This window comes from Streptomyces sp. NPDC052012 (assembly GCF_040689265.1).
Taxonomy (GTDB): Bacteria; Actinomycetota; Actinomycetes; order Streptomycetales; family Streptomycetaceae; genus Streptomyces.
On record NZ_JBFAXA010000012.1, the window covers coordinates 67,612 to 88,094 of the forward strand.

Below are 20,483 nucleotides of genomic sequence, written 5' to 3' on the forward strand. Positions count from 1 at the left end.
GAGGTCAGTTGTATACGGCAGGGATTTCGCGGTGACTACAGCCCCATGTCCTTGGCGATGATCGTCTTCATGATCTCGCTGGTGCCGCCGTAGATGCGGTTGACGCGGTTGTCCGCGTACAGGCGGGCGATCGGGTACTCGTTCATGTAGCCGTAGCCGCCGTGCAGCTGCAGGCAGCGGTCGATGACGCGGTGGGCGACCTCGGTGCAGAACAGCTTGGCGCTGGCGGCCTCGGCGGGCGTGAGCTCACCGGCGTCCAGGGCCTCCAGGGCGCGGTCGGCGACGGCCTGGGCGGCGTCCACCTCGGCCTGGCAGGCGGCCAGCTCGAACTTGGTGTTCTGGAAGTGGGCGACCGGCTTGCCGAAGACGGTGCGCTCCTGGACGTACTGCTTGGCGAACCGGACGGCGGCGGCGGCCTGCGCGTAGGCGCCGTAGGCGATGCCCCAGCGCTCGGAGGCCAGGTTGTGGCCGAGGTAGTAGAAGCCCTTGTTCTCCTCGCCGAGCAGGTCCTCGACCGGCACCTTGACGTCGACGAACGCCAGCTCGGCGGTGTCGGAGACCTTCAGGCCCAGCTTGTCCAGCTTGCGGCCGACCGAGTAGCCCTCGGACTTGGTGTCCACGGCGAACAGGGAGATGCCGTGGCGGCGGTCCTCGGCGGTGGGCGCGGCGGTGCGGGCGCAGACGATCACCTTGTCGGCGTGGACGCCGCCGGTGATGAAGGTCTTGGCGCCGTTGAGGACGTAGTGGGAGCCGTCCTCGCTCAGCTTGGCGGTGGTCTTCATGCCCGCGAGGTCGGAGCCGGTGCCCGGCTCGGTCATCGCGATGGCCCACATCTCCTCGCCGGTGACGAACTTCGGCAGGAAGCGCTTCTTCTGCTCGTCGGTGGCGAGCATCTTCAGGTAGGGCAGGGCGAGCAGCACATGCACGCCGGAGCCGCCGAACATGACGCCCGCGCGGGAGGTCTCCTCGTACAGGACGGCCTCGAACTTGTGGGTGTCCATGCCCGCGCCGCCGAACTCCTCGGGCACGCTGATGCCGAAGATGCCCAGCTCACCGAGCTTGTAGTAGAAGTCGCGCGGCGCCTGGCCGGCCGCGAACCACTCGTCGTAGACGGGAACGACCTCTGCCTCGATGAAGGCGCGGACGGTCTCCCGGAACGCCTCGTGATCCTCGTTGAAAACCGTACGGCGCACTCCGCCACCTCCACGAACTCGGTCATGTCTAAGCGCTTGCTCAGAACCGAAGATACCGGCCAGTATCCATGGCCGTAAAGGGTGGTGGCCCCGTAACGCTCGTCACGCCGAGGACGCCGGCGCGCTCCTCACGCCCCGCGGGTCAGCGCGTGCCCGCCGCCGCGAACGCCCCGCGCGCCATCCGGTGCAGCAGCTGCGCCGTCGTCGTCCGGCCGGGCAGGGAGCCGGGGCGGCCGAGGTGCGGGGTGGAGTTGAGCAGCCCGAACACCGAGTGCACCGCCGAACGGGCGGCGGGCTCGGTGAGCTCCGGGTAGACCTCGCGGACCACCGCCACCCACAGCTCGACGTACTGCCGCTGCAACTGGCGCACCAGCTTGCGGTCGCTGTCCCGGAGGCGGTCCAGCTCACGGTCGTGCAGGGTGATGAGGGGACGGTCGTCGAGCGCGAAGTCGATGTGCCCCTCGATCAGCGAGTCGAGGACCTCCTCGGCCGGCACCCCGTCGGCCTCCGCCAGACGTCGCTTCGCCCCCGTCAGCAGCTGCCCGCTGATCCCCACCAGCAGCTCCGCGAGCATCGCGTCCTTGCCCGCGAAGTGCCGGTAGAGGCCGGGTCCGCTGATGCCGACGGCGGCGCCTATCTCGTCCACCCCGACGCCGTGGAAACCGCGCTCGGCGAACAGGCGGGCGGCCTCCTTGAGGATCTGCTCGCGGCGGGTGGGGGCGTCGGTTCTGGTGGCCATGCAGACGATTCTAGACAGGGAGGTTAGCGGTCGTTAACCTGAAGGAAATGCGTTAACGCTCATTAACAAGGTGAGGGGACCGCAAGGATGCACGAGGCACCGGAGCTTCACAGCGCGGCCGACCCCGCGTCGGAGGCCTTTCGGGCCAACGAGGAGGCGCACCGCGCCCTCGTCGAGGAGCTGCGCGCCAAGCTGGCCGCGGCCAGGCTCGGCGGCGGCGAGAAGGCGCGGGCGCGGCACACCGCGCGGGGCAAGCTGCTCCCGCGCGACCGCGTGGACACCCTCCTCGACCCCGGCTCGCCCTTCCTGGAGCTGGCCCCGCTGGCGGCCGACGGGATGTACGAGGGACAGGCCCCGGCGGCGGGGGTGATCGCCGGGATCGGCCGGGTCAGCGGCCGGGAGTGCGTGATCGTCGCGAACGACGCCACGGTCAAGGGCGGCACGTACTACCCGATGACGGTGAAGAAGCACCTCCGCGCGCAGGAGGTGGCCCTCGACAACCGCCTGCCCTGCGTCTACCTGGTGGACTCCGGCGGCGCCTTCCTGCCGATGCAGGACGAGGTGTTCCCGGACCGGGACCACTTCGGGCGGATCTTCTACAACCAGGCCCGGATGTCGGGCGCCGGGATCCCGCAGATCGCGGCGGTGCTGGGCTCCTGCACGGCGGGCGGGGCGTACGTCCCGGCGATGAGCGACGAGGCGGTGATCGTCCGCAACCAGGGCACGATCTTCCTCGGCGGGCCCCCGCTGGTGAAGGCGGCCACCGGTGAGGTGGTGACGGCGGAGGAGCTGGGCGGCGGCGAGGTGCACGCGCGTGTGTCCGGTGTGACCGACCATCTCGCGGAGGACGACGCACACGCGCTCCGTATCGTCCGCACGATCGTCTCCACGCTCCCCGCGCGGGGCTCCCTCCCCTGGCAGGTCGAGCCGGCCGTCGAGCCGAAGGTCGACCCGGCGGGGCTGTACGGCGCGGTGCCGGTCGACTCCCGCACCCCCTACGACGTGCGCGAGATCATCGCGCGGGTCGTGGACGGCTCCCGTTTCGCCGAGTTCAAGTCGGAGTTCGGGCAGACCCTGGTCACCGGCTTCGCCCGGATCCACGGCCACCCGGTGGGGATCGTCGCCAACAACGGCATCCTGTTCTCCGAGTCCGCCCAGAAGGGCGCCCACTTCATCGAGCTGTGCGACCAGCGCGGCATCCCGCTGGTGTTCCTGCAGAACATCTCCGGCTTCATGGTGGGCCGCGACTACGAGGCGGGCGGCATCGCCAAGCACGGCGCCAAGATGGTCACCGCGGTCGCCTGCACCCGCGTGCCGAAGCTGACGGTGGTGGTCGGCGGGTCGTACGGCGCGGGCAACTACTCGATGTGCGGCCGGGCCTACTCCCCCCGCTTCCTGTGGATGTGGCCCAACGCCAAGATCTCGGTCATGGGCGGCGAGCAGGCCGCGTCCGTGCTCGCGACCGTCAAGCGGGACCAGCTGGAGGCGCGCGGCGAGGAGTGGCCCGCGGAGGACGAAGAGGCCTTCAAGGCGCCGATCCGTGCGCAGTACGAGCGCCAGGGGAACGCTTACTACGCGACGGCCCGCCTCTGGGACGACGGGGTCATCGACCCCCTCGACACCCGCCAGGTGCTGGGCCTGGCCCTGACCGCCTGCGCCAACGCGCCCCTGGGTGACCCCCAGTTCGGCGTCTTCCGGATGTGAGGGGACGGACGACGATGTTCGAGACAGTTCTGGTGGCCAACCGCGGCGAGATCGCCTGCCGCGTCATCCGCACCCTGCGCTCGATGGGTGTGCGCTCGGTGGCCGTCTTCTCCGACGCGGACGCCGACGCCCGGCATGTACGCGAGGCCGACACGGCGGTGCGGATCGGCCCTGCCCCCGCTTCCGAGAGCTATCTGTCGGTGGAGCGGCTGCTGGAGGCCGCCGCGCGCACCGGCGCCCAGGCGGTCCACCCCGGGTACGGCTTCCTCGCCGAGAACGCCGGCTTCGCGCGCGCGTGCGCCGAGGCGGGCCTGGTGTTCATCGGTCCCCCGGCCGACGCGATCGCCCTGATGGGCGACAAGATCCGCGCCAAGGAGACGGTGAAGGCGGCCGGTGTCCCGGTGGTGCCCGGCTCCAGCGGCAGCGGCCTGACGGACGAGCAGCTCGCCGGGGCCGCCCGTGAGATCGGCGTGCCGGTGCTGCTGAAGCCCTCCGCGGGCGGCGGCGGCAAGGGCATGCGCCTGGTGCGGGACGAGGCGAAGCTGGCCGACGAGATCGCCGCCGCCCGCCGCGAGGCCCGCGCCTCCTTCGGCGACGACACGCTCCTGGTGGAGCGCTGGATCGACCGCCCCCGGCACATCGAGATCCAGGTCCTGGCCGACGGCCACGGCCACGTGGTGCATCTGGGCGAGCGCGAGTGCTCCCTCCAGCGCCGCCACCAGAAGATCATCGAGGAGGCGCCGAGTGTGCTCCTCGACGAGGCGACCCGCGCGGCGATGGGCGAGGCGGCGGTCCAGGCGGCCCGCTCCTGCGGCTACCGGGGCGCGGGCACGGTGGAGTTCATCGTCCCCGGCGGCGACCCGTCGTCGTACTACTTCATGGAGATGAACACCCGCCTCCAGGTGGAACACCCGGTCACCGAGCTCATCACAGGACTCGACCTGGTGGAGTGGCAGCTGCGGGTGGCGGCGGGCGAGCCGCTGGGCTTCGCGCAGGAGGACGTACGGCTCACCGGTCACGCGGTGGAGGCCCGCATCTGCGCCGAGGACCCGGCACGCGGCTTCCTCCCCTCCGGCGGCACGGTGCTGAAGCTGCACGAGCCCCAGGGCGACGGCGTGCGCACCGACTCCGGGCTCAGCGAGGGCACGGAGGTCGGCAGCCTCTACGACCCGATGCTGTCCAAGGTCATCGCCTACGGCCCCGACCGCGCGACCGCGCTGCGCAAGCTGAGGGCCGCCCTCGCGGAGACGGTCACGCTGGGCGTGCAGACCAACGCCGGGTTCCTGCGGCGGCTGCTGGCGCACCCGGCCGTCGTCAGCGGCGACATGGACACCGGGCTCGTGGAGCGCGAGGTGGACTCCCTGGTCGTCACGGACGTACCCGACGAGGTCTACGAGGCGGCGGCGGCCGTACGCCTGGACGCGCTGCGCCCGCGCGGCGACGGCTGGACGGACCCGTTCTCGGTTCCGGACGGCTGGCGCCTGGGCGGCGAGCGGAAACCCGTGGTGTTCCCGCTGAAGGTGCAGGACCCGGTGGAGTACGCCCCGCGCGGCAGCGGGGCGGTCGCCGACGACCGGGTGACGGTGACGCTGGACGGCGTCCGGCACACCTTCCACCGGGCCGCCGACTGGCTCGGCCGGGACGGCGACGCCTGGCACGTCCGCGACCACGACCCGGTCGCCGCGTCACTCAACCGGGCCGCCCACGCGGGCGCCGACTCGCTGACCGCGCCGATGCCCGGCACGGTGACGGTGGTGAAGGTCGCCGTCGGCGACGAGGTGGCCGCGGGCCAGAGCCTGCTGGTGGTGGAGGCGATGAAGATGGAGCACGTCATCTCCGCCCCGCACGCCGGCACCGTCACCGAACTGGACGTGGCGCCCGGCACCACCGTCGCCATGGACCAGGTCCTGGCGGTCATCGCACCCGCGGAGGAGGAGGCGCAGTCATGACGGCAGCGGACGCGAGTGCCCTGGGCCTCCCCATGGCCGTACCGGCCGAGGGCCTGCCCACGCGCGTGCGGATCTACGAGGTCGGCGCGCGGGACGGTCTGCAGAACGAGAAGGCGACCGTGCCGACGGAGGTGAAGGCGGAGTTCGTCCGCCGCCTGTCGCAGACGGGCCTGAGCACGATCGAGGCGACGAGCTTCGTGCACCCCAAGTGGGTGCCCCAGCTGGCGGACGCCGAGCAGCTGTACCCGGCGGTCGCGGACCTGCCGGTGGAGCTGCCGGTGCTGGTCCCCAACGAACGCGGCCTGGACCGCGCCCTGGCGCTCGGCGCCCGCCGCGTCGCGGTGTTCGCCAGCGCCACGGAGTCCTTCGCCAAGGCCAACCTCAACCGCACGGTGGACGAGGCGCTGGCGATGTTCGAGCCGGTGGTGAGCCGGGCGAAGGCGCAGGACGTGGGGGTCCGGGGCTATCTGTCGATGTGCTTCGGCGACCCGTGGGAGGGCCCGGTCCCGGTCCCGCAGGTGGTGAAGGTCTGCCGGGCCCTGCTGGACATGGGCTGCGACGAGCTGAGCCTGGGCGACACGATCGGGGTGGCGACCCCGGGCCATGTCCAGGCGCTGCTGACGGCGCTGGAGGAGGCCGGTGTGCCGGTGTCCGTCGTCGGCGTCCACTTCCACGACACCTACGGCCAGGCGTTGTCGAACACCTTGACCGCCCTCCGGCACGGAGTGACGACCGTCGACTCCTCCGCCGGGGGCCTCGGCGGCTGCCCCTACGCGAAGTCCGCCACCGGAAACCTCGCCACCGAAGACCTCGTGTGGATGCTGCAGGGCCTCGGCATCGACACCGGGGTCGACCTCGGCCGTCTCGTCGCCACCAGCGTGTGGATGGCCGCGCATCTGGGCCGACCCAGCCCGTCCCGCACCGTACGAGCCCTCTCCCACCAGGAGCAGTGAACGACATGGACCACAAGCTCTCCCCCGAACTGGAAGAACTCCGCCGTACGGTCGAGGAGTTCGCGCACGATGTGGTGGCGCCGAAGATAGGTGACTTCTACGAGCGCCATGAGTTCCCGTACGAGATCGTGCGGGAGATGGGCCGCATGGGGCTGTTCGGCCTGCCGTTCCCGGAGGAGTACGGCGGCATGGGCGGCGACTACTTCGCGCTGGGCGTGGCCCTGGAGGAACTGGCCCGGGTCGACTCCTCGGTGGCCATCACCCTGGAGGCCGGGGTGTCGCTCGGCGCCATGCCGATCCACCTCTTCGGCACGGAGGAGCAGAAGCGCACGTGGCTGCCGCGCCTGTGCTCGGGCGAGATCCTGGGCGCGTTCGGCCTGACGGAGCCCGACGGCGGCAGCGACGCGGGAGCGACCCGCACGACGGCACGGCTGGACCCGGACACCAACGAATGGGTCGTCAACGGCACGAAGTGCTTCATCACCAACTCGGGCACGGACATCACGGGCCTGGTGACGGTCACGGCGGTCACGGGCCGCAAGCCCGACGGCAAGCCGCAGATCTCGGCGATCATCGTCCCGTCCGGCACGCCGGGCTTCACGGTCGCGGCGCCGTACTCGAAGGTCGGCTGGAACGCCTCGGACACGCGGGAGCTGTCCTTCCAGGACGTCCGCGTGCCGGCGGCGAACCTGCTGGGCGAGGAGGGCCGGGGCTACGCGCAGTTCCTCCGCATCCTGGACGAGGGCCGCATCGCGATCGCGGCGCTGGCGACGGGCCTGGCGCAGGGCTGTGTGGACGAGTCGGTCAAGTACGCCAAGGAACGCCACGCCTTCGGCAAGCCGATCGGCGCGAACCAGGCGATCCAGTTCAAGATCGCCGACATGGAGATGAAGGCCCACACGGCCCGCCTCGCCTGGCGCGACGCGGCCAGCCGCCTGGTGGCGGGCGAGCCCTTCAAGAAGGAGGCGGCGCTGGCGAAGCTGTACTCGTCGACGATCGCGGTGGACAACGCCCGCGAGGCGACACAGATCCACGGCGGCTACGGCTTCATGAACGAGTACCCGGTCGCCCGCATGTGGCGCGACTCCAAGATCCTGGAGATCGGCGAGGGCACGAGCGAGGTCCAGCGCATGCTGATCGCCCGGGAGCTGGGGCTGGCGGGCTGACCCGCCCTCAGCCGTCCACCAGGGCGAACAGCACCGTCAGGAACACCATCGGCGTCAGTGCCAGGCCGGCGCTGACGGTCCAGTAGCGGAGGGACGATACGCCCGTCCTCGGACGGGCGTAGACGTTGACGGGGAGCCAGAGGGCGAGGAAGACGGACCAGAGCAGGGTCAGGACGATCAGCCAGGGCAACGAGCCGTCGTTGTCCGTGGGGTCACGGGGGGTCAGGCCCCAGAGGTGGCTCAGCAGGAACATCATCGTCAGCCACAGGGGGACGATCGCCACGACGCCAAGAATCAGGTTGGCGGCCAGGGGTGTGCCCCAGCGGCGGTGCCATCTGACGTGCTGCTCCACGGTCAACCCCCCTTGCGTGATCGGGATCACCGTACAGGGCGGCCGGGCACCCTCTGGACACTACGTGAGGTTAGGCTAGCCTAAGCGTGTTTCCAGCCAAGGGGCCGTCAGCGTGCACCCGCCGGCTCCGCACGCACGAAAGCAGACCCACCCATGTCGAACGCCAGAACCGCTCGCTTCTCCCGTCGCGGACTGCTCGCCGCCGGCGGCGCTCTCGGACTCGGCGCCGTGCTCACGGCCTGCGGGGACGAGGACAAGAAGGACGGCGGCTCGGGCTCGGCGGACGAGGCCAAGTCCGGCCCGTGGACCTTCAAGGACGACCGCGGCAAGACCGTGAAGCTCGACAAGGTGCCCGCGAACATCGTCGCGTTCACCGGTGTCGCCGCCGCCCTGTACGACTACGGGGTCGAGGTGAAGGGCGTCTTCGGCCCCACCAAGACCAAGGACGGCAAGGCCGACGTCCAGGCCGGCGACATGGACATCAGCAAGGTGACCATCCTCGGCAACATCTGGGACCAGTTCAACGTCGAGAAGTACGCCGCGCTCGCACCCGAGGTCCTCATCTCCACCACCTTCGACAGCGCCGGCACCCTCTGGTACGTCCCCGAGAAGTCCAAGGACAAGATCGCCAAGCTCGCCCCGAGCGTCGCCATCTCGGTCTACGACCGTCAGCTCACCCAGCCGCTGCAGCGCATGTGGGAGCTCGCCGAGTCGCTCGGCGGCGACATGAAGGCCGCGAAGGCCGTCGACGCGAAGAAGCGGTTCGAGGCCGCGTCCGAGCGGCTGCGGAAGGCCGCGAAGGCCCACCCCGACATCAAGGTGATGGCCGGCTCCGCCAGCCAGGAGCTGTTCTACGTCTCCGGGACCAACCTGTCGGTGGACCTCGAGTACTTCAAGGCGCTCGGCGTGAACTTCGTCGAGCCGTCCGAGGAGGCCAAGAAGGCCACCGGCGGCTGGTTCGAGAGCCTCAGCTGGGAGAACGTCGACAAGCACAAGGCCGACATCATCATGATGGACGACCGGTCGTCGGCGATCCAGCCGGCGGACATCACCGAGGCGACGTGGAAGAAGCTGCCTGCGGTGAAGGCGGGGCAGGTCATCTCGCGGTCGGCCGAGCCGATTCTGTCGTACGACAAGTGCGTGCCGCTGGTGGAGAACCTGGCGGCTGCGATCGAGAAGGCGAAGAAGGTCAGCTGAGCCGCGGTTCAGCGCCGTGGGGGTGTCTGTGAGTGGGGAGCTGCGGGTCCGTTGTGGCTGGTCGCGCAGTTCCCCGCGCCCCTGAGGTGGCTCACCCCCCGATCACCACAGGAGCCCCCCGTATGAGCACCGCCGTGGCCAATCCCTTCCGTTTCTTCGCGCTGCATGTTCTGGGGACTCGGCGGCTCACGCCGTCCCTGGTGCGGGTCACCTTCGGTGGACCCGAACTGCGGGAGTTCCGTTCCCACGGGCTCGATCAGTCGTTGTCGCTCTTCCTGCCCCACCCCGGGCAGGAAGAGCCCGCCGTCCCCATCGAGCTCGGGGACGGGTGGTGGCAGGCGTGGCGGGAACTCCCGGACGACGTGCGCGCGGTGATGCGGTCGTACACCCTTCGGGCGCTGCGCGCCGACGCGGACGGGGTCACCACCGAGATCGACATCGACTTCGTCCTGCACGGGGTCGAGGACGACGGGAGTGGCATCGAGGCCGGACCCGCCTCCCGTTGGGCCGGCCGAGCCGCTCCCGGCGACCGGGTGCTGCTGCTCGGGCCCGCCGTCGCCGACAACCGGGCCATTCGCTTCCGGCCGCCCGACGGCACCGACCTCGTCCTGCTGTGGGCCGACGAGACCGCCCTGCCCGCCACCGCCGCCATCCTCGAGGCGCTGCCTGCCGGGACCCGCGTCCGGGCCTGGCTCGAGGTGCCGCACGCGGGGGACGTCCACGACCTCACGACCGCGGCCGACGCCGAGGTCACCTGGTTCGTGCGGGACGGGCACGGCGCCGGCCTGGGCTCCCCCATGGCCCTGGACGGCCTCCGTGCCGCTGAACTGCCCTCCGCCGAGCGGCCGTATGTGTGGATCGCCGGTGAGTCCGGGAACGTCAAGCTGCTGCGGCGGCACTTCGTCTCCGAGCGCGGGATCGACCGGCGAGCCGTGACCTTCGTGGGCTACTGGCGGCGCGGGCTGACTGAGGAGCAGCTGCGCGAACAGGGCGAGTAGGACCGTGGGTTGACGCTCCGTCACCAAGTGTGTGGGCGTGATCACGGTCACGGTGAGGGCCGGAATAAGGCAGCGCGACTTAGGTTAGGCTAACCTAAGTCGCGTACGCATCACGCGCCCCGCGCGACAACACCGCTCCCTCCCGCACCGGACTGTCCCCACCGGAGGACCCCCACATGCGCTCGCACCTGCTCAATGACACCACCGCGGAGCAGTACCGCCGCTCCGTGACCGAAGGAGTCGAGCGGGTGGCCGCCAAACTCGCCACCACCGACCGGCCGTTCACCGGAGTCACCGTCGACGCGCTCTCCCCGCGCATCGACACGATCGACCTCGACCAGCCGCTTGGCGACACCACCGCCGCGCTGGACGAACTGGAGGAGGTCTACCTCCGGGACGCGATCTACTTCCACCACCCCCGCTATCTCGCCCACCTCAACTGCCCGGTCGTCATCCCGGCCGTGCTCGGCGAGGCCGTGCTCTCCGCCGTCAACTCCTCCCTGGACACCTGGGACCAGTCGGCCGGCGGCACCCTCATCGAGCGCAAGCTCATCGACTGGACGGCGGCCCGCATAGGACTCGGGCCGGCGGCCGACGGAGTGTTCACCTCAGGGGGCACTCAGTCCAACCTCCAGGCGCTGCTGCTCGCCCGGGAGGAGGCCAAGACCGACTCGCTCGCCACATTGCGCATCTTCGCCTCCGAGGTCAGCCACTTCAGCGTGAAGAAGTCCGCGAAGCTGCTGGGGCTGGGGCAGGACGCCGTCGTGCCCATACCCGTGGACCACGACAAGCGCCTCCAGACCGTCGCCCTCGCTCGCGAGCTGGAGCGCTGCAAGGCGGACGGGCTCGTCCCCATGGCGGTCGTCGCCACCGCCGGCACCACCGACTTCGGCTCCATCGACCCGCTGCCGGAGATCGCCGAGCTGTGCGAGCAGTACGGCGCCTGGATGCACGTCGACGCCGCCTACGGCTGCGGTCTGCTCGCCTCGCTGAAGTACCGGGACCGCATCGACGGCATCGAGCGCGCCGACTCGGTCACCGTCGACTACCACAAGTCCTTCTTCCAGCCGGTGAGTTCCTCCGCCGTCCTGGTGCGGGACGCCGCCACGCTGCGGCACGCCACCTACCACGCGGAGTACCTCAACCCGCGCCGCATGGTGCAGGAGCGCATCCCCAACCAGGTCGACAAGTCGCTGCAGACCACCCGCCGCTTCGACGCGCTCAAGCTGTGGATGACGCTGCGCGTCATGGGCGCCGACGGCATCGGGCGGCTCTTCGACGAGGTGTGCGACCTGGCCGCCGAGGGCTGGAAGCTGCTGGCCGCCGACCCGCGCTTCGACGTCGTCGTCGAACCGAGCCTGTCCACCCTCGTCTTCCGCTACATTCCGGCGACCGTCACCGACCCCGCCGAGATCGACCGGGCCAACCTCTACGCCCGCAAGGCCCTGTTCGCCTCCGGTGACGCGGTGGTCGCGGGCACCAAGGTCGCCGGGCGCCACTACCTGAAGTTCACCCTGCTCAACCCCGAGACCACGACGGCCGACATCGCCGCCGTCCTCGATCTGATCGCCGGCCACGCCGAGCAGTACCTGGGAGAGTCCCTTGACCGCGCTTCCTGACACCACGACGAAGACCTACGACTTCGTGGGGATCGGGCTCGGGCCCTTCAACCTCGGCCTGGCCTGCCTCACCGAGCCCATCGACGAACTCACCGGCGTCTTCCTCGAGTCCAAGCCGGACTTCGAGTGGCACGCCGGGATGTTCCTCGACGGCGCGCACCTCCAGACGCCGTTCATGTCGGACCTGGTCACCCTCGCCGACCCGACGTCCCCGTACTCCTTCCTCAACTATCTGAAGGAGAAGGGCCGGCTGTACTCGTTCTACATCCGCGAGAACTTCTACCCGCTGCGCGTCGAGTACGACGACTACTGCCGCTGGGCCGCGAACAAGCTCAGCAACGTCCGCTTCAGCACGCCCGTCACCGAGGTGAGATACGACGGCGACGTCTACGTGGTGGAGACAGCGACCGGTGAGACCTTCCGCGCCCGTCACCTCGTCCTCGGCACCGGCACTCCCCCGCACATCCCGGACGCCTGCGCGGGCCTGGGCGGCGACTTCATCCACAACTCCCGCTATGTGCAGCACAAGGCGGAGCTGCAGAAGAAGAAGTCGATCACGCTGGTCGGCAGCGGCCAGTCCGCCGCCGAGATCTACTACGACCTGCTCAGCGAGATCGACGTCCACGGCTACCGGCTGAACTGGGTGACCCGCTCCCCGCGCTTCTTCCCGCTGGAGTACACCAAGCTCACGCTGGAGATGACGAGCCCGGAGTACATCGACTACTACCACGCGCTTCCGGAGCAGACCCGCTACCGCCTCACCGCCCAGCAGAAGGGCCTGTTCAAGGGCATCGACGGCGATCTGATCAACGAGATCTTCGACCTGCTGTACCAGAAGAACCTCGGCGGTCCCGTGCCCACCCGGCTCCTCACCAACTCCGCCCTCACCGGCGCCCGCTACGAGAACGGCACGTACACGCTCTCCTTCCACCAGGAGGAGCAGGGCAAGGACTTCGAGCTGGACTCCGAGGGCCTGATCCTCGCCACCGGCTACAAGTACGTCGAGCCGGACTTCCTGAAGCCCGTGCGCGACCGGCTGCGTTACGACTCCCAGGGCAACTTCGACGTCGCCCGCAACTACGCCGTCGACGTCACCGGCCGCGGGATCTTCCTGCAGAACGCGGGAGTCCACACCCACAGCATCACCAGCCCCGACCTGGGCATGGGCGCTTACCGGAACTCGTACATCATCCGTGAGCTGCTCGGCACCGAGTACTACCCGGTCGAGAAGACCATCGCGTTCCAGGAGTTCTCCGTATGACCTTCACGTTCCGCCCCCTCGACCCGCTGAAGGACGCAGTGCTGCTGCACTCCTGGGTCACCCACCCGAAGGCCGCGTTCTGGATGATGCAGGACGCGAAACTGGAGGACGTCGAGCGCGAGTACATGAAGATCGCCGCCGACGAGCACCACCACGCGTATCTCGGCCTCGACGAGCGCGGCGCGCCCGTCTTCCTGATGGAGAAGTACGACCCCGCCCATCGCGAGCTGGTCGGGCTCTACGAGCCGCAGCCCGGGGACGTCGGCATGCACTTCCTCACGCCGCCGACGGACAGGCCGGTGCACGGGTTCACGCGGTCGGTCATCACCGCCGTGATGGCGTACCTCTTCGAGGACCCGGCGACCCGGCGCGTCGTCGTCGAGCCCGACGTGGACAACAAGGCCGTGCACGCCCTGAACGAGGCCGTCGGGTTCGTGCCCGAGCGGGAGATACAGAAGCCGGAGAAAAGGGCGTTGCTGAGCTTCTGCACCCGGGAACAGTTCCTCGCGGCGACGGGGGTGGCCGCATGAGCCTCGCCGACGCCGTCGCCCATCTGACCCCCGAGCGCTGGGAGCAGGCCAACCGCCTGCTGATCCGCAAGGCGCTCGCCGAGTTCGCGCACGAGCGGCTGATCACCCCGGAGGAGACGGGCGAGAGGAGCTATGTCGTCCGCAGCGACGACGGGCTGACCCAGTACCGCTTCACCGCCGTACGACGGGCCCTCGACCACTGGCAGGTCGAGGCCGGCTCCATCACCCGGCACCGCGACGGAGCCGAACTGCCCCTCGCCGCCCTCGACTTCTTCACCGAGCTGCAGAAGTCGCTGGGCCTGAGCGACGAGGTGCTGCCGGTGTACCTGGAGGAGATCTCCTCCACCCTCTCCGGCACCTGCTACAAGCTCACCAAACCGCAGATCCCGGCCTCCGAGCTCGCCCGTAGCGACTTCCAGGCGATCGAGACCGGTATGACCGAGGGCCACCCGTGCTTCGTCGCGAACAACGGGCGGCTCGGGTTCGGCATCCACGAGTACCTGTCGTACGCGCCCGAGACGGCCAGCCCCGTCCGCCTGGTGTGGCTGGCGGCGCACCGCTCGCGGGCCGCGTTCACGGCCGGCGTCGGCATCGAGTACGAGTCGTTCGTGCGGGACGAGCTGGGCGAGGAGACCGTCGAGCGCTTCCACGGCGTGCTGCGCGGGCAGGGGCTCGACCCGGCGGACTACCTGTTCATCCCGGTCCACCCGTGGCAGTGGTGGAACAAGCTCACCGTCACCTTCGCCGCCGAGGTGGCCAGGAAGCACCTGGTCTGCCTCGGCGAGGGCGACGACGAATACCTGGCCCAGCAGTCCATCAGGACCTTCTTCAACACCACGCACCCCGAGAAGCACTACGTCAAAACCGCCCTGTCCGTCCTCAACATGGGCTTCATGCGCGGACTCTCGGCCGCCTACATGGAGGCCACCCCGGCGATCAACGACTGGCTGGCGCAGCTGATCGACGGTGACCCGGTGCTCAGGGGCACGGGCCTGACGATCATCCGGGAGCGGGCCGCGGTCGGCTACCGGCACCTGGAGTACGAGCAGGCCACGGACCGCTACTCGCCGTACCGCAAGATGCTGGCCGCGCTGTGGCGGGAGAGCCCGGTGCCGTCCCTGCGGGAGGGCGAGCAGCTGGCGACCATGGCCTCGCTCGTCCATGTGGACCACGAGGGTGCGTCCTTCGCGGGAGCGCTCATCGAGCGGTCGGGCCTCACACCCACCGAATGGCTGCGCCACTACCTGCGGGCCTACTACACCCCGCTGCTGCACAGCTTCTACGCCTACGACCTGGTGTTCATGCCGCACGGCGAGAACGTCATCCTGGTGCTGAAGGACGGGGTGGTGCAGCGGGCGGTCTACAAGGACATCGCCGAGGAGATCGCGGTGATGGACCCGGACGCGGTGCTGCCGCCGGAGGTGTCCCGGATCGCCGTGGAGGTCCCGGAGGACAAGAAGCTGCTGTCGATCTTCACGGACGTCTTCGACTGCTTCTTCCGCTTCCTGGCCGCGAACCTCGCCACCGAGGGCATCCTCGACGAGGACGCCTTCTGGCGCACGGTCGCCGAGGTCACCCGCGAGTACCAGGAGTCGGTGCCGGAACTCGCCGGGAAGTTCCAGCAGTACGACATGTTCGCCCCCGAGTTCGCGCTGTCCTGCCTCAACCGGCTCCAGCTGCGCAACAACAAGCAGATGGTCGACCTCGCGGACCCGTCCGGCGCGCTCCAGCTCGTCGGCACGCTGAGGAACCCGATCGCCGGGTTCTGACGCACGGCCCCACAGACAGGCGGGCACCCCGGAGTACGGTCCTCCGGGGTGCCCGTCAGCCGTTGTCCGGCAGCCGTCACTCCTCGTCGCGCAGCTGCGCCGCCAGCGCCGCCAGCGGTTCGACGTCCTCGCCGTGGCCGAGCGGGGTCAGGCGGGCGATCGCCGCGTCGAGGCGGGCGAGGGCGGGCGCGGTGCGCTCCAGGTAGAGGCCCTCCACGGCCGCCGCGAGACGGACGCACTCGGCCCACTCACCGGCGTGGTCCGGGTCCTGCCCCGGATCGCCGAGCAGGGCGAGGGCCTTGTCCAGCGCCGCGATCGCGTCCTCGTAGGCGCGGGCGTAGGCGTTGACCCTGCCGTACTCGTAGGCCAGGGCGGTGTCCAGGGAACGGCCGTGGGCCTGGTACCCGGCGGCGCGGGCCTCGTCGGCGACCCGGCCGGCGTCCTCGAGGAAGCGGAGGGCGCGGGGCAGGCCGTCGGGTCCCTGCCGCTGGGCCTGGAGGCGGGCGAGTTCGCGCAGGCAGTTGCTGAGCTGCTCGAAGCGCGGGTCACGGGCGTGGGCGGCGAGCGCCTGGTCCGCGGCCTCACGAGCGCGGCCGAACTCACCCGATTCCGCGAGGAGGACGGCCGTCTCGGCCGCGATCATGGCGTGGCTGCCCGGGTCGTCCTCCCAGCCGGCCGACTCGGCCGCGAGGGCGACGAACTCCGCGGTGGCGGCCTTGAGGTCCTCGCCCGCGTGCAGTGCGCGGGCGCGGGTCAGACGCAGCTGGGCGAGCAGCCGGTCGTCCAGCTCGCCCGCGGCGGCGTCCGGTTCGGCCAGCAGCGAGTCGAGCAGGGCGATGCAGTCCTCGACACGGCCCAGGTCGAGGGTGAGGCGGGCCGCGTTGCTGTACGTGCAGAACGCGTCGAAACGGCTGCCGCGGCGCAGCTCCAGCTCCGCGGAGCGGGTCAGGTGCCGCAGGGCCTCGTCGGGGCGGCCCAGGTGCAGGCAGGCCTCGGCCAGATCACCGTGGACGTGGGCGGTGCCGAGCCCTTCGGAGGGCCACTCGGCGCTCAGGCGCAGCGCCTCGGACAGGTCCGCGTACGCGGCCTCTGCGTCCTGCAGGCCGAGCTGGATCTTGCCGCGCAGTCCGAGCGTGCGGGGCAGGTGCCAGGCGGGGCCGTGCTCCTTCAGCCGGCCGACGAGACCGTCGATCTCGGTGACGGCGGCGGGCAGGTCGCCGGACATGGCGTACGTGGTGGCCCGCAGCAGCCGGGCGCCGGAGATCTGCGTGCCGACGTCGTGCCGGGTGGCGAACTCCTCCAGCAGGTCGGTCTCGGCGTGGACCGGCGCGGCGTGCTCCGCGCTGCGCGAGGTCTGGAACCGCAGGGCGAGCGCGGTAGCCCGCAGCCTCAGCAGCCGGGCCTCCTGGCTCGGGGTGAGCCCGCCGGTCCCCTCGTGCAGCCGCACGATCGCAGCATGCGCTTCGGCCAACGCGCGGGCCTTCACCTCACCCACGTCCTCGGCGGACATCCCGAGGGCTTTCGCCCCGGCGACGGCCTCGGAGGCACTCCCCGCGGTCTGCACTCCGACCGCGCCCTCGGGCCGCTCGGCCCCGGCCGCGTTGTCGGCGGCGATCCCGGCCGACGTGCCGGGCTCCGCCCCGAGCCCATCCTCGATCGGAGCCCCGGCAGGCTGCGCGCCGGCCCCGTTCCCCTCCGGAGGGAGCTCGGCGGCTGCGAGGAGGGCGCAGGCGCGGGTGATGGCTGACTGGCCCGGCTCGCCCGCCTCGGCGTACAGGTCCGCGGCCTCCTCCAGGAGGGCGGCGGCGACGGCGAAGTCGTCCTTGTCGCCCGCCCGGTTGCCCTCCTCGGCCAGCAGGTCCGCGCGCAGCCGCTCCAGCGGGCCCACGGCCGGGTCGTCGGGGTGGGTGTAGCCGGGGTCGGTGACGAGGGCGCGCAGGCGGGCCCAGCAGGCGCGGGCATCCGGGTGGCCCTGCTCGTCCAGCTCCCTCGCCCGGGAGATGAGTTCCGCCGTCGACTCGGGGACGGCGGGCGCAGCCGGAGCGGCCGGTGCGACGGCGGCCGGGGTCACGTCGTCCAGGGTGCGGCTGCGCAGGGTCAGTTCCAGCGCGTCCAGGAGCGGGGCCCGGTCGAGGCGGGCCCTGCGGCGGTCGGTGTGGGCGGTCGTTCCGTTGCGGGCGTCGAAGCGGGCGGCGAGGTCGTCGGCGCGGCCCCGCACCTCGGTGCGCAGGCCGGTCACCGTCCAGGTGCGGCCCGGGTATCCGGCGGCGGGCAGGTCGCCGTGGCCGAGGAGTTCGACGCGCTGGAGGAGTACCTCCACGCCGGTGAGGAAGTCGAGCTGCTCCGACGGCGAGTCGACCTCGGCGAACAGGTTCCGGTTCTCGGCGAGCAGCTCCAGGCCGCGCGCCTCGTTGCCGGTGAGCGCGCAGAACTCCAGGTGCCGGCCGACCTCCCCGGACATCGAGGGGTTGCGGCGGCAGCCGCGGTAGCCGGCGAGGTGCAGGGCACGCGCCTCGTCCGTGCGGCCGGTGCGCAGCAGCGGCAGCAGCGCGTACGAGATGGAGCGGGCCGGCTCCTCCTGGCAGGACTCCTTGCCCGCGAGGACGGGCTCCCAGGTGGCCAGCGCCCGCTCGTCGTCGCCCGCGGCCAGGTGGTACCGGGCGCGGTCGCAGATCTCGCAGGCCTCGCAGTCGCTGAGCCGGGTGCGGGTGCGGCCCGCCCACAGCTCGTAGGCGAGGGTGGTGTCCTCACCGACGTGGGCGGCCAGCTGGTACGCCTGCCCGTAGTAGGGCTGGAGGCCGAGGCCGGCCTTCTCGTAGCGGTCGCGCATCTCGGTCAGCCACTGGCGCAGGCTCGTCAGCGGTATCTCGGGCAGCTGGCGCAGCGCGCCCGCGACCCACTTGAACCGCCAGAACAGCATGTGCCGCAGCTGCGCGTCGAAGAGGTCGGGCTGCTCGTCGAACAGGGTGAGCAGACGGGCGAAGACGACCGGCGACTTCCGGGGTTCGGAGCCGTAGGTGTACGCCTCCTGGAGTTCCAGGAGCGCGTGGATGAGCGGGACGGGCTCGGCGAACTGCTCGGCGGCGTCGACGAGTTCCTCGGCGGTGACGGTGCGGGTGCGGCCGTAGGGGCGCTGGTCGTTCTCCCGCAGCGCCTGGTACAGCTCGTCGGTGGTCTGGGGTGCGGTCGGCATCGTCAGCTGTCCTTGCGCAGGGCGTGGGCGAGAAGGTCGAGGAAGGAGCGGTTGATCAGGCTCGACTCGGCGGGCCTGAGCGGACGGCGGGACAGCATCGCGGCCTGCCCGTAGAGGGCCTCGGCGCTGGTGCGGGCCAGCTCGGGTTCGTCGATGGTGAGGGCGGTGCGGACCAGCGGGTTGAGCTGGTTGAGGATCAGCTGGGCGCGTGGGGCCTCCTGGCGCAGCGCGCCGAGGATGTCGCCCCACAGTCCGCCCTCCTGCTCGCGGGCGAGCTGCGAGCGGGTGCGCTCGTGCCGGGCCTCGCGGCTGTCCATGAGCAGCGCGGGGGCGGAGGCGGGCTGGAAGGTGCGCAGCGCGACGTCGCAGTCGAAGACGGCGAGGGCGTCCCGGGCCTGGGTGAGGTAGGCCGCGGCGGCCAGTTCCGTCTCCCGGTCGACCGGGTCGAGGTGCGCGGTGAGGGTCGCCGGGTCGAGGTCGGCGACGCTCACCTCGGGCCGGATCTCGGGCAGCCGGTGGACCAGGTCGCGGTCGTAGGTGTAGCCGCCGTTGACGACGCCCAGCCCGGCGGCCGAGGCGATCGCGGCGATCTGCCGGAACTCCTCCACGCTGGAGGTGACCAGCACGGTGCGGTGGGTGCGCGCGAACTCGTCCAGGGTGCAGTGCCCGTCGGTGGTCTCGAACGGCAGCCAGGGCAGCAGCATCCGCAGGATCTCGTCGTCGTGCACGGCGAGCGACTTCACGGCCAGGTGATGCGCCTGGAGGAAGCGGCCGAGCAGCTCGGGGTCGCTGGCGGCGGCCCGGGCGATCCAGGCGCGCAGCTTCTCGGCGAGGGCGTCGCGGACGGCGGCGAGGGTGTCGTCCTCGTACAGGGACTCACGGGAGGCCGTCGGGCGCAGGCTCTCGGCGTCGACGACGCAGCGGACGAAGAACGCCCAGTCGGGCAGGATCTCCTCGGCCTGCTCGGACAGCAGCATGCCCTTGACGTGCACGCGGTGCCCGTGCCGGCGTCCGGCCGGTACGGCCTCGGGCAGCACGCAGGCGATGCCCTTGAGGCCGACGGCCGGCAGGTCGAGCTCGATGGTGTCCAGCGGGGTGAACCCGAAGACCTCCTCGCCGTACGCGGCGAGCGCGCGGGCGCGGGCACCCGGCGTGGGGTGGGTGCGCGCCCAGGGCGCGGGCTCGGGGTTGACGGGCGCGCCCGGGCCGCCCGCGCCGCCCGGCCCGCCGGTTCCGTCGTCGAAGGTCACCGGATGGCGCAGCAGCGAGCCGAAGTGCCGTGCCAGCGCGTGCACCTGTGCGGGACGGGTCCACTCGGCCGCGTCGGCCCGGGGCGTCAACGTGACGGTGGTGCCGGGCTGGGGGCGGGCGGAGGCGGGCAGGGTGCGGACCGTGTAGCTGCCGTCGCCGCGGCCCCGCCATTCCACGGCGGGCGCGTCGGGGGTGCGGGCGGAGCGGCTGACGACGTGGATCTCGTCCGCGACCAGGAAGCAGGAGAGCAGGCCGATGCCGAACTGGCCGATGAAGTCGGCGCGCTGCTCGGCGATCTTCTCGGCGCGCTTGCTGCTGCGGCCGATCGTGGCGAGGAAGGTGTGCACATCGGCCTCGGTGAGACCGACGCCGTCGTCCTCGACGCGCACCACCGAGCCGTCGGCGTACAGGCGGATGCCGAACGCGCCCGCGGGGGCGGCCGGTTCGAGTGCGTGCCGGGCGGTCAGCGCGTCCACCGCGTTCTGCATCAGTTCGCGCAGATAGACGCGGGGGCTGGAGTAGAGGTGGTGGGAGAGCAGGTCGACGAGGCCGCGCAGGTCCACCTGGAAGGTGCGGTCGGCGGCGGTGTTCTCGGGCGGAGTCATCGGC

Annotated in this window: 15 protein-coding genes; 10 read left to right on the forward strand and 5 right to left on the reverse strand. The window is 71.1% G+C overall.

Features of this window, described 5'->3' with window-relative positions:
• Positions 1-35: 35 nt before the first annotated feature.
• Positions 36-1,193, reverse strand: a complete 1,158-nt coding sequence (locus tag AB0412_RS20435) for an acyl-CoA dehydrogenase family protein (RefSeq protein ID WP_366403996.1) — start codon at positions 1,191-1,193, stop codon at positions 36-38.
• Between the two features lie 142 nt (positions 1,194-1,335).
• Positions 1,336-1,932 (reverse strand): TetR/AcrR family transcriptional regulator, encoded by a 597-nt coding sequence (locus tag AB0412_RS20440; protein ID WP_366403997.1) that lies wholly within the window; start codon positions 1,930-1,932, stop codon positions 1,336-1,338.
• An 87-nt stretch (positions 1,933-2,019) separates the two neighbouring features.
• On the opposite strand from AB0412_RS20440, the gene AB0412_RS20445 reads away from it, so the two are divergent.
• Genes AB0412_RS20445 through AB0412_RS20460 form a run of 4 tightly spaced genes read left to right on the forward strand, consistent with a single transcriptional unit; the run spans position 2,020 to position 7,704 of the window.
• A complete protein-coding gene (locus AB0412_RS20445) occupies positions 2,020-3,636 on the forward strand; it encodes a carboxyl transferase domain-containing protein (RefSeq protein WP_366403998.1) in 1,617 nt (538 codons plus the stop codon).
• A gap of 14 nt (positions 3,637-3,650) precedes the next feature.
• Complete coding sequence (locus AB0412_RS20450) at positions 3,651-5,585, forward strand: acetyl/propionyl/methylcrotonyl-CoA carboxylase subunit alpha (RefSeq protein WP_366403999.1); 1,935 nt, start codon at positions 3,651-3,653, stop codon at positions 5,583-5,585.
• Complete coding sequence (locus AB0412_RS20455; protein ID WP_366404000.1) at positions 5,582-6,538, forward strand: hydroxymethylglutaryl-CoA lyase; 957 nt, start codon at positions 5,582-5,584, stop codon at positions 6,536-6,538. Before AB0412_RS20450 ends, AB0412_RS20455 begins: the two co-directional genes overlap by 4 nt.
• 5 nt (positions 6,539-6,543) lie before the next feature.
• Positions 6,544-7,704 carry an acyl-CoA dehydrogenase family protein gene (locus AB0412_RS20460; RefSeq protein WP_366404001.1) on the forward strand — a complete coding sequence of 387 codons (1,161 nt, stop codon included), beginning with the start codon at positions 6,544-6,546 and terminating at the stop codon, positions 7,702-7,704.
• 7 nt (positions 7,705-7,711) lie between these two features.
• Here AB0412_RS20460 and AB0412_RS20465 read toward each other — a convergent pair whose 3' ends face one another.
• Positions 7,712-8,056 (reverse strand): hypothetical protein, encoded by a 345-nt coding sequence (locus AB0412_RS20465; RefSeq protein WP_366404002.1) that lies wholly within the window; start codon positions 8,054-8,056, stop codon positions 7,712-7,714.
• A gap of 153 nt (positions 8,057-8,209) precedes the next feature.
• Between AB0412_RS20465 and AB0412_RS20470 the strand changes: the two genes are divergently transcribed.
• The 6 genes from AB0412_RS20470 to AB0412_RS20495 all read left to right on the forward strand — a co-directional run bounded on the left by AB0412_RS20470 (position 8,210) and on the right by AB0412_RS20495 (position 15,430).
• A complete protein-coding gene (locus AB0412_RS20470) occupies positions 8,210-9,253 on the forward strand; it encodes an ABC transporter substrate-binding protein (protein WP_366404003.1) in 1,044 nt (347 codons plus the stop codon).
• A gap of 122 nt (positions 9,254-9,375) precedes the next feature.
• Positions 9,376-10,251 carry a siderophore-interacting protein gene (locus AB0412_RS20475; protein ID WP_366404004.1) on the forward strand — a complete coding sequence of 292 codons (876 nt, stop codon included), beginning with the start codon at positions 9,376-9,378 and terminating at the stop codon, positions 10,249-10,251.
• Between the two features lie 176 nt (positions 10,252-10,427).
• Positions 10,428-11,870, forward strand: a complete 1,443-nt coding sequence (gene desA / locus AB0412_RS20480) for a lysine decarboxylase DesA (RefSeq protein ID WP_366404005.1) — start codon at positions 10,428-10,430, stop codon at positions 11,868-11,870.
• On the forward strand, positions 11,854-13,131 hold the full coding sequence (locus tag AB0412_RS20485; protein WP_366404006.1) for a lysine N(6)-hydroxylase/L-ornithine N(5)-oxygenase family protein: 1,278 nt from the start codon (positions 11,854-11,856) through the stop codon (positions 13,129-13,131). Before desA ends, AB0412_RS20485 begins: the two co-directional genes overlap by 17 nt.
• Positions 13,128-13,661, forward strand: coding sequence for a GNAT family N-acetyltransferase (locus tag AB0412_RS20490; RefSeq protein ID WP_366404007.1), 534 nt, complete (start codon positions 13,128-13,130; stop codon positions 13,659-13,661). Before AB0412_RS20485 ends, AB0412_RS20490 begins: the two co-directional genes overlap by 4 nt.
• On the forward strand, positions 13,658-15,430 hold the full coding sequence (locus tag AB0412_RS20495) for an IucA/IucC family siderophore biosynthesis protein (protein WP_366404008.1): 1,773 nt from the start codon (positions 13,658-13,660) through the stop codon (positions 15,428-15,430). Before AB0412_RS20490 ends, AB0412_RS20495 begins: the two co-directional genes overlap by 4 nt.
• Before the next feature lie 76 nt (positions 15,431-15,506).
• On the opposite strand, the gene AB0412_RS20500 is transcribed toward AB0412_RS20495, so the two are convergent.
• The gene (locus AB0412_RS20500; protein ID WP_366404009.1) at positions 15,507-18,623 is read right to left on the reverse strand and encodes a tetratricopeptide repeat protein; all 3,117 of its coding nucleotides are present in this window, start codon (positions 18,621-18,623) and stop codon (positions 15,507-15,509) included.
• 2 nt (positions 18,624-18,625) lie between these two features.
• Positions 18,626-20,479 (reverse strand): HSP90 family protein, encoded by a 1,854-nt coding sequence (locus AB0412_RS20505; protein ID WP_366404010.1) that lies wholly within the window; start codon positions 20,477-20,479, stop codon positions 18,626-18,628.
• Between the last annotated feature and the right edge of the window lie 4 nt (positions 20,480-20,483).

Bases quoted from the DNA above. Each gene is read 5' to 3' on its own strand.
- AB0412_RS20500 (WP_366404009.1), bottom strand. From the start codon at position 18,623: ATGCCGACCGCACCCCAGACCACCGACGAGCTGTACCAGGCGCTGCGG.
- AB0412_RS20490 (WP_366404007.1), top strand. From the start codon at position 13,128: ATGACCTTCACGTTCCGCCCCCTCGACCCGCTGAAGGACGCAGTGCTG.
- AB0412_RS20470 (WP_366404003.1), top strand. From the start codon at position 8,210: ATGTCGAACGCCAGAACCGCTCGCTTCTCCCGTCGCGGACTGCTCGCC.
- AB0412_RS20450 (WP_366403999.1), top strand. From the start codon at position 3,651: ATGTTCGAGACAGTTCTGGTGGCCAACCGCGGCGAGATCGCCTGCCGC.
- desA (WP_366404005.1), top strand. From the start codon at position 10,428: ATGCGCTCGCACCTGCTCAATGACACCACCGCGGAGCAGTACCGCCGC.
- AB0412_RS20440 (WP_366403997.1), bottom strand. From the start codon at position 1,932: ATGGCCACCAGAACCGACGCCCCCACCCGCCGCGAGCAGATCCTCAAG.
- AB0412_RS20445 (WP_366403998.1), top strand. From the start codon at position 2,020: ATGCACGAGGCACCGGAGCTTCACAGCGCGGCCGACCCCGCGTCGGAG.
- AB0412_RS20455 (WP_366404000.1), top strand. From the start codon at position 5,582: ATGACGGCAGCGGACGCGAGTGCCCTGGGCCTCCCCATGGCCGTACCG.
- AB0412_RS20475 (WP_366404004.1), top strand. From the start codon at position 9,376: ATGAGCACCGCCGTGGCCAATCCCTTCCGTTTCTTCGCGCTGCATGTT.
- AB0412_RS20495 (WP_366404008.1), top strand. From the start codon at position 13,658: ATGAGCCTCGCCGACGCCGTCGCCCATCTGACCCCCGAGCGCTGGGAG.
- AB0412_RS20460 (WP_366404001.1), top strand. From the start codon at position 6,544: ATGGACCACAAGCTCTCCCCCGAACTGGAAGAACTCCGCCGTACGGTC.
- AB0412_RS20505 (WP_366404010.1), bottom strand. From the start codon at position 20,479: ATGACTCCGCCCGAGAACACCGCCGCCGACCGCACCTTCCAGGTGGAC.